Here is a 7,342-nt window from a genome sequence, read left to right as displayed (position 1 = left end):
AGGATTGATTAATTCAGTGTGTTTGTTGCTCGGCGCTTAGCAAGGAGTAGTGGGAGGTGGATTGCTCCCCTCCCCCCCCCCCCCCCCCCCCCCCCCCCCCCCCCCCCCCCCCCCCCCCGCCGCAGTCAGGACACCGAGGCCCCGGACGGCCCGGACAGCTCGGACGGCCCGGGCGGCCGGTACGCGGCGACCTCTAGTAGAGCGTGACGGAGCTCGCCTTGTCGTTGACCCCCCACGGGACGTTCACCGGTGCGCCGTAGGGCCCGGAGCCGATCAGGTACCCGGTGTAGCCGGAGCCGTCGAACAGGCTCAGGGTGCCGCCGCTCCTGTTCCAGAAGGCGCTCGTCCTGTCGTTCATCCCGAAGTTGGCGAGCTTGAAGGACCCGGCGCTGGGCACCACCCAGAGCTGGCCGCCGCCGTTGGTGTCCGAGAACAGGCACGCCTGGCCGTGCAGACAGTTGTCCCACACCGTCGCCAGGGAGTCGGCGCCGACGGCGATCGGCTGGATCACGGCGGGAGCGGCGCCGGCCTCGCCGGCGGGGGCCTGGGCGGCGGCGGTGCCGGCCGCGGAGGCGATCATCAGGACGGCACCGGCCGTGGCCAGGGCGAAGTGCTTCACCATGTGTGCTTCCTCTTCCTCGTGGATCGTGCGGTTTGCCGTGCTCTCCGTGCGCGGTACTCGGACGACCGGCGGTGCTGGGGACACCCGGCGGTGCTCGGACGACCGGCGGTACTGGGACCACCGGCGCCCCCTGCCGAACGGGCTCACGCCCCGGGGACCTCGTGCTGCCGGTGCCGGCCGTCCCGCGCTGCGTGGACCGGAGCAGTCCCCGGGTGCGGCGCCGTTGCCGACCGATCGCCGGAGCCGGCGGATGCCGCGACGTGTGCCGGCCGTGCTCCTCGGCAGGAACGGCTGCGCCACGGGACCCACCACCCCGTCCGAAGAACCGGTGGTGGCCCCACCCTGCGACCCGATGTGATTGTCCATCTACAGGAAGGCGGCAACCGGCAGCTGGGCGGCGGACAACCCGGATTGGCCGCGGACAAGGCAGCGGTACCGGTGGGCGGTGCCGCACGTACGCGGGGAGGACGCCGGCGGCGGGCCCGACGGGTGACGCCCGCGCGGGTCGGGGGCCGATAGGGCGGGGCACCGGGGCTCCCGTGCCGATACTGCGGGGATGAGACCCTCCCGCCGGACCTCCCTGCTGTGCCTCGCCGCAGCCACCGCGCTCATCGCCCTCAGCGCCCCGGTCACGACCGCCAGTGGTGCGGCCGGAACCGCCGGCCACCACCGACCGTGCGTCAGCTCCGCCGCCCCCACCGAGGGCGCCGCGCTCGACGTGCTGCGGATCGCCGAGCAGGCCAGGACGGAGATGGACCTCAAGTCCGTGATCCTGCGGGTCACCGTGGACGGCCGCGAACTCCTCACCACTGCCCTCGGCGAGTCGATGACCGGGGTCCCCGCCGAGCCCGCGATGCACTTCCGCAACGGCAACATCGCGATCAGCTACCTGGGCACCGCACTCCTGCGGCTGGTCGACGACGGCAAGGTCCGCCTCGACGACCCGATCGGCCGCTGGCTGCCCGACCTCCCGCACGACTACGGCGACCGGATGACCCTGCGGATGCTCGGCGCCTCCACCACCGGCCTCGTCGACTACGTCACCAGCCCCGGCTTCGGCGAGACGGTCTACGCGGACCCGTTCCGCCAGTGGACCCCCGAGGAACTGGTGGGCATCTCCACCGGCCAGGACCTCTGGTACGAGCCGGGGACCAACTGGAGCTACTCGCACGCCAACTTCGTCCTGCTCGGCGCCGCGCTGGAGAAGATCACCGGTACCCGGCTGGACGTCCTGCTCCAGCAGCTGGTCACGGGCCCGCTCGGACTGCACGAGACCAGCAACAGCTTCACGCCCGACATCCCGACACCCGTCCTGCACGCCTTCACCTCCGATCGCGGCACCTACGAGGAGTCCACCTTCTGGAACCCCTCGTGGACCACCGCGCCCGGCGCGGTGGAGACCACCGACATCTGCGACCTGGCCCGCTCGGCCGTCGGCCTCGGCTCGGGCGAACTGCTCTCCCCGTCCTCCTACCGGGAGTTCCTCAACCCGGGGACGGTGGGCCTGGGCACGCCGACCGAGAAGTGCCCCGCCACGGTCTGCATCGCGCAGACCCCGGCCACCCACTACGGGATGGGCGTGCTCGTGCTGAACGAATGGATCTCCCAGCACCCGCTGTTCTTCGGCTACTCCGCCTCGCAGAACTACCTCCCGTGCGAGCACCTGGCCATCGCCGTCTCCACCACCGACGGCCCCACCGCCCCCGGCGGCCACAGCGCCCACACCATCGCCCAGCGCATCGCCGCCGCACTCGCCCCCGACCACCCCATCCCCGACTTCGGCTGAGAACGGGCAGCGGTCCACCGGCGCGCGCCGGCCCGGGTGGGCGACCGTCCGCGGTCCGGGGTTCGACGGGCGACCGGATGACCGCGGGTAGGGCGAAGGGCCCGTCCCTCCGGAGAGAGGGGCAGGCCCTTCGCCCTACCAGGTGGAACGCCCACGACAGTGTGCGGGGACGTCAGTTGTTCTGCGCCGCGTCGGAGTCGGCCTGCGCGACGGCGCTCTCGGCGGCATCCACCTTCTGCTGCATCTCCTGGGCCCGGCCGTCGTTCGCCGTGGCGGCGGCCCTGCCGGGCGAGCCTGCGGTCGCTGGTGCCCGGCCCGCCGGATCCGCGGTCGCCGCGGCCTTGCCCGGAGCGGCCGCGCCCGGCCCACAGCCGGTCAGCAGCAGGGCGGCGGCCGCGGCGAGCACGGCGGTGGCGCCGACCCGGTGGCGCACCGAGCGGGCCCTCATTTGCTCGCCGACGACGAGGGCGACGACGAGGGCTGAGGCTGGCCGGCGCACCAGGTGGCGACCGCCTTCAGGTCGGTCTGGCGGGTCTGCAGCGTCGGCAGCAGGCTCCTGCGGAACGTCAGCCGGTCGTTGAGGTAGGTGTAGATCTCGTTGTGCCCGGCGCTCTTGGCGTCGGTCACCCGCTGCTGCAGGCGGGCCACCGACCCGGTGACGGTGGCATCGCCGTTGAGCCGCTCGATGGCCTTGTCGACGTGCTCCTTGATCTTCGGCAGGCGCTCGCAGACCGACTTCGCGCCGTCGTTCTTCGGCGCGGAGTCGGCCTGAGCGGGGACGGCGGCCATCAGCGTGCCTGCGAGGGCGAGTGCGCCGACGGCGGCGGCCTTGCGGTTGATGTGCACGGCGGTTCTCCTCCGGTACCGGGGTGGTCGGACTCGGGGAGCGTAGGACGGCTTCTTGTGGAATCCCTGTGGCTTCGGACGGGCACCGCTCGGGCTCACCGGCCGCCGGAGATCCAGTCCCGCTGGGCCGGCAGCTGCAGGGTCGGCGCCTCCGGTCGCAGCAGCGGCAGCCGCACCTCGACCCGGCAGCCACCTGTCGCGGGCGCGTCGCCGATGACCACCGTGCCGCGGTGGAGCGCCGCCTGCTGGGCCACCAGGGTCAGCCCCAGGCCCGACCCCGGGCTGTCCGGGCGCCGGTGGAAGCGGTGGAGGACCGTCACCCGGTCGGCCGGCGGCACACCCGGCCCGGTGTCGTCAACGGTCAGCATCGCCGTATCGCCGCGCCCCGTACGCAGCCGGACCGTGATCCTGGCCGACCCGCCGTCGGGCGGACGGCCGTGCACCACGGCGTTGCCGACCACGTTGGCGAGCACGATCCGCAGGCCCGCGTCCCAGCCGAACACCCGGATCCCGGGCGCGGCCTCGACGTCGATCACGGCCGTCGGATGGCGGCGCGCCGCCTCCGCGACCGTGCTCTCGACCAACTCGCCCAGATCCAGGGCACTGAAGGCCGAGACCTCGACCAGGTCGCCGCCGGCCAGCGTCCGCAGCGCCGTGAGCAGTTCCTCCAGCCGGGCACGGTCCTGCGACAGCTCGGCGACCACCTCGGCCCGCTCGACGGCCAGCAGGTCGGGATGGGCGGCCAGGACCTCCAGGTTTGTGCGCATCGCGGTCAACGGGGTCCGCAACTCGTGCGAGGCCGCGGACGAGAACGACCGCGCGGTGTCGAGGGCCTGCGCGGTACGGCCCGCCTGCTCGTCGTAACGGGCCAGCAACAGGCCCAGCGCGGAAGCCAGTTCGTCGACCTCGAGAACCCGGCTCGGGGTGTGCGCGAGCGCCGTCGCCCCGCTGCCCGGATCCAGCGCGGCGGCCCGGGCACTCAGGCGCCGCAGCGAGGCGGTGGCCCGGCCCGCCAGAGCGAACGCGAGCAGGCCCGCCACCGGTGCGGCCAGCAGCGCGACCAGCAGCACCCGCCGCCGCACGGCCGCGACCTGCGGATCCACCGCGGACGACGGCGACACCAGCCAGAGCGTGCCGGGCGCCGCGCCGTCCACCCGGACGGACAGCACCCGCCACGCCAGGCCGCCGTCCCGGACGGTGGCCGGCGCGTCGGCACCGACCGGCAGCGGGATGTCCGGTTGCGGGCCGACCGCCAGCAGCACGGTGCCGTCCTCACCGGCCAGCCGCACCCCCGAGTCCAGCGCACCGTCGAGGACCTTGCGCTGCTGGTTCTGCTCGGCCCGGGGCCGGCCCTTGCTGTCCGCGGCGAGCAGCGTACGGACATTCGGCAGCACCGCGGCGGCCCGCAGGCGCAGCACCGCGTCCTGCTGGTGGGAGAGGTCGCGGTGGACGAGCCCCAGCAGCAGGAGGCCCGCCGCCAGCACGACGACCGGCACGAGCACGGTCACCGAGAGCGCGATCCGGGTGGAGAGCCTCACGGCCGCCCCCCGTCGGCCGGCGGTCGCAGCACGAACCCGACGCCGCGCACCGTGTGCACCAGACGCGGCCGCCCCCCGTCCTCCAGCTTGCGCCGCAGGTAGCTGACGAAGGTGTCGACGGCGTCACTGCGCACCTCGAAGTCGTAGCCCCAGACCCGGTCCAGCAACTGGTCGCGGCTGAGCACGAGGCCGGTGTTGCGAACGAGCTGGGCGAGCAGTTCGAACTCGCGCCGGGTCAGGTGGATCTCGGTCTCCTCCCAGTGCGCCTGGCGGGTCGCGGGCGAGAGCGACAGCGGGCCGGCCCGCAGCACGTCGGGCGGCGGGGCCGGCCGCCGGCGCAGCAGGGCCCGCAGCCGCAGCACCAGTTCCTCCAGCGCGAAGGGCTTCATCAGGTAGTCGTCGGCCCCGGCCTGGAGGCCTGCGACCCGGTCGGCGAGCTCGTCCAGGGCGGAGAGCATCAGCACCGGGGTCTCGTCGCCGACGGCCCGCAGCGCCCGGCAGACGCCCGTTCCGTCGAGCCCGGGCATGGAGACGTCCAGCACCAGGACGTCCGGTGCCGTCGGGCCGCCCATCAAGGCCAGTGCGCTCTCGCCGTCCGGCGCGACCTGGACGGCGAAGCCGCTCAGCCGCAGCCCGCGCTCCAGCGACCGCCGGATCGCCGCGTCGTCGTCCACCACCAGCACCCGGCCGCCTGCGCCGCTCATCGCTACCTCCTCGCCCCTGTGGGCCGACGACTCTCTCACGCGCGCCCGGGCGCCGGGGGGCCGGGGTGGCCCGGGGGCCGGCGAAGGCGTTCTGCGGTGCGGCTCTCCGGCGGCGCGGCTCTCGCGTGGTGCGGCGGAGGGCGGGCCGGCGATCGGCCACGACGCGGGCCGGCGTGGTCGGGGCTGTGAGCGGCACCCGCGGGGCCGGGTAGCGCGGGCGGTCGCGCACACGGCCCCGGCGCGGGACCGACGGTCGAGCCCCCCAGGGGCAGTGGTGGCACGACCGGGAGCGCATACCCCCGGACTCGCCGAGGCCGCGCGCCTCAGTCGAGCAGGTCGAGTACCTCCGTCAGCGCGCTCGGGCGTCGGTCCACGGGCAGGGGGTCGACCAGGTGGACCGGGCAGCCCAGGGCCGCGGCGCCACCGTCCGCGACGCGGTCGTCACCGACCATCAGGACGTCGCCGGGCGGCAGCCCGAGCCGGTCGCAGGCGGCCCGGAAGAGCGCCGGGTCCGGCTTCTGGATCCCGCGCTCGTAGGAGAGGAAGTAGGCGTCGACGAGGTGCTCCACCCCGTGGTCGCGGAAGACCGGGCGCAGGTCCCAGCCGATGTTGCTGACGACGGCGACCGGGACGCCCCTGCTCCGGAGCTCCTTGAGGGTGTCCTCGGTGTCGGGGTAGGGCCGCCACGCGGCGGGGACGCGGTGGCGGTCGTACAGCGCGTCGACCAGGTCCGGGTACGGCAGCGAGGCCTGCCGCGTGAGGGCGGTGTAGGCGGCGCGGTGCTTCTCCGCGCTCAGGTCCCGCTCACTCCACAGCACCTCCAGCTCGGACGGCAGACGGCGCGGCGCGGGCCCTCCCGGCTGGGCCCCGGCCGCCTCCAGGCGGTCCGCGCAGAGGGCGAGTTCGCCCTCCGCCGGCTCGTACCCGGCCTCCGTCACCACCGCGCGCAGCCACTCCGCGGTCGGCTCGATCCGGAAGAGCGTCCCGGAGAAGTCGAACATGACACCCTTGATCATGCCCGCGATCCTCGCCGCACCCGCGGGCCGGACGCAAGCCCGTGGGCACGCCCGGGCACCGCGACCGTCGCGGTCCGGACGTCGTCACGCCCGCGAAGCCCCGACCGCGTCGAGGGCCGGGGCCAGGACGGCGAAGGCGTGGTCGATCAGCGCGGCCGGGTCCTCGGTGCCGTCGCTGTCGCTCCATCGGCGGAGCACCGTGTCGAAGGCGGACAGTGCCATCCCCGCCGCGAGGGGCGGGTACATCGCGGTGGCGGGATCGAGCCCGAGTCGGGCGGCCAGCTCGGCCGCCAGCTCGTCGCGCCACTGCGCCTGCCGTTCCAGGAAGCGGCCGAGCAGCGCGGGCGTCCGCACGATCAGCTGCACCACGCGCAGGGCGCGGTCACCGTGGCCGGCGTGGTCCGGGCCGTCGGCGCAGGCGGCGAGCGTGGTCCAGACCGCGTGACGGAGCGCCACGGAGGGCGGTTCCGCGGCGGGGCGGGCGGCGAGTTCGGCGCACATCCCGGGGCCGAGATCGGCCAGCACCTGGACGACCACGTCCTCCTTCGAGGCGAAGTAGCGGAAGAACGTCCGCTTGGACACCCCGGCGGTGACCGCGATCTCGTCGATCGTGACGGCCTCGAAGCCCTTCTCCGCCAGCAGGAGCAGAGCCGCCTCGGCCAACTCGGCGGCGACGAGCCGGCGTTTGCGCTCGGCCATGGTCAGACCGGGGCGGCCGGCGGGCCGGGTCGGTTCGGGACGGTCCGGAGCAGGACGGTCCGGAGCGGGGCGGGAGGTCATCGGGTCATGGTAGCGCGATGCCCTGGGCGACACTCGGGCGCATCTTGACA

At 74.5% G+C, this 7,342-nt stretch carries 8 protein-coding genes; 1 reads left to right on the top strand and 7 read right to left on the bottom strand.

Annotation, left to right across the window (positions count from 1 at the left end; translation table 11 throughout):
- Window positions 1-193: 193 nt before the first annotated feature.
- A complete protein-coding gene (locus ACZ4UX_RS20380) occupies window positions 194-622 on the bottom strand; it encodes a peptidase inhibitor family I36 protein (protein WP_329485404.1) in 429 nt (142 codons plus the stop codon).
- Window positions 623-1,178: 556 nt separating this feature from the next.
- Here ACZ4UX_RS20380 and ACZ4UX_RS20375 point away from each other — a divergent pair.
- Entirely contained in the window at window positions 1,179-2,408 is a 1,230-nt protein-coding gene (locus tag ACZ4UX_RS20375; protein WP_465707675.1) for a serine hydrolase domain-containing protein, read from the top strand.
- A gap of 172 nt (window positions 2,409-2,580) precedes the next feature.
- Here ACZ4UX_RS20375 and ACZ4UX_RS20370 read toward each other — a convergent pair whose 3' ends face one another.
- The 6 genes from ACZ4UX_RS20370 to ACZ4UX_RS20345 all read right to left on the bottom strand — a co-directional run bounded on the left by ACZ4UX_RS20370 (window position 2,581) and on the right by ACZ4UX_RS20345 (window position 7,211).
- Window positions 2,581-2,841 (bottom strand): hypothetical protein, encoded by a 261-nt coding sequence (locus ACZ4UX_RS20370; protein WP_465707674.1) that lies wholly within the window; start codon window positions 2,839-2,841, stop codon window positions 2,581-2,583.
- Between the two features lie 11 nt (window positions 2,842-2,852).
- Window positions 2,853-3,254 carry a hypothetical protein gene (locus ACZ4UX_RS20365; RefSeq protein ID WP_465707673.1) on the bottom strand — a complete coding sequence of 134 codons (402 nt, stop codon included), beginning with the start codon at window positions 3,252-3,254 and terminating at the stop codon, window positions 2,853-2,855.
- A 95-nt stretch (window positions 3,255-3,349) separates the two neighbouring features.
- Window positions 3,350-4,792: a sensor histidine kinase gene (locus ACZ4UX_RS20360; RefSeq protein ID WP_465707672.1), complete on the bottom strand. Its 1,443-nt coding sequence runs from the start codon at window positions 4,790-4,792 to the stop codon at window positions 3,350-3,352.
- Window positions 4,789-5,496 carry a response regulator transcription factor gene (locus ACZ4UX_RS20355; RefSeq protein ID WP_465707671.1) on the bottom strand — a complete coding sequence of 236 codons (708 nt, stop codon included), beginning with the start codon at window positions 5,494-5,496 and terminating at the stop codon, window positions 4,789-4,791. Before ACZ4UX_RS20355 ends, ACZ4UX_RS20360 begins: the two co-directional genes overlap by 4 nt.
- 323 nt (window positions 5,497-5,819) lie before the next feature.
- Complete coding sequence (locus tag ACZ4UX_RS20350; protein ID WP_465707670.1) at window positions 5,820-6,512, bottom strand: HAD family hydrolase; 693 nt, start codon at window positions 6,510-6,512, stop codon at window positions 5,820-5,822.
- An 84-nt stretch (window positions 6,513-6,596) separates the two neighbouring features.
- Entirely contained in the window at window positions 6,597-7,211 is a 615-nt protein-coding gene (locus tag ACZ4UX_RS20345; protein WP_359808940.1) for a TetR family transcriptional regulator, read from the bottom strand.
- Window positions 7,212-7,342: the final 131 nt, after the last annotated feature.

It is taken from the genome of Kitasatospora sp. NPDC028961 (assembly GCF_055564815.1).
This window is presented reverse-complemented; position numbering and strand designations above follow the sequence as displayed.

Excerpts from the sequence above, each read along its gene's own strand:
- ACZ4UX_RS20350 (WP_465707670.1), bottom strand. The coding sequence starts at position 6,512 with ATGATCAAGGGTGTCATGTTCGACTTCTCCGGGACGCTCTTCCGGATC.
- ACZ4UX_RS20375 (WP_465707675.1), top strand. The coding sequence starts at position 1,179 with ATGAGACCCTCCCGCCGGACCTCCCTGCTGTGCCTCGCCGCAGCCACC.
- ACZ4UX_RS20380 (WP_329485404.1), bottom strand. The coding sequence starts at position 622 with ATGGTGAAGCACTTCGCCCTGGCCACGGCCGGTGCCGTCCTGATGATC.
- ACZ4UX_RS20345 (WP_359808940.1), bottom strand. The coding sequence starts at position 7,211 with ATGGCCGAGCGCAAACGCCGGCTCGTCGCCGCCGAGTTGGCCGAGGCG.
- ACZ4UX_RS20355 (WP_465707671.1), bottom strand. The coding sequence starts at position 5,496 with ATGAGCGGCGCAGGCGGCCGGGTGCTGGTGGTGGACGACGACGCGGCG.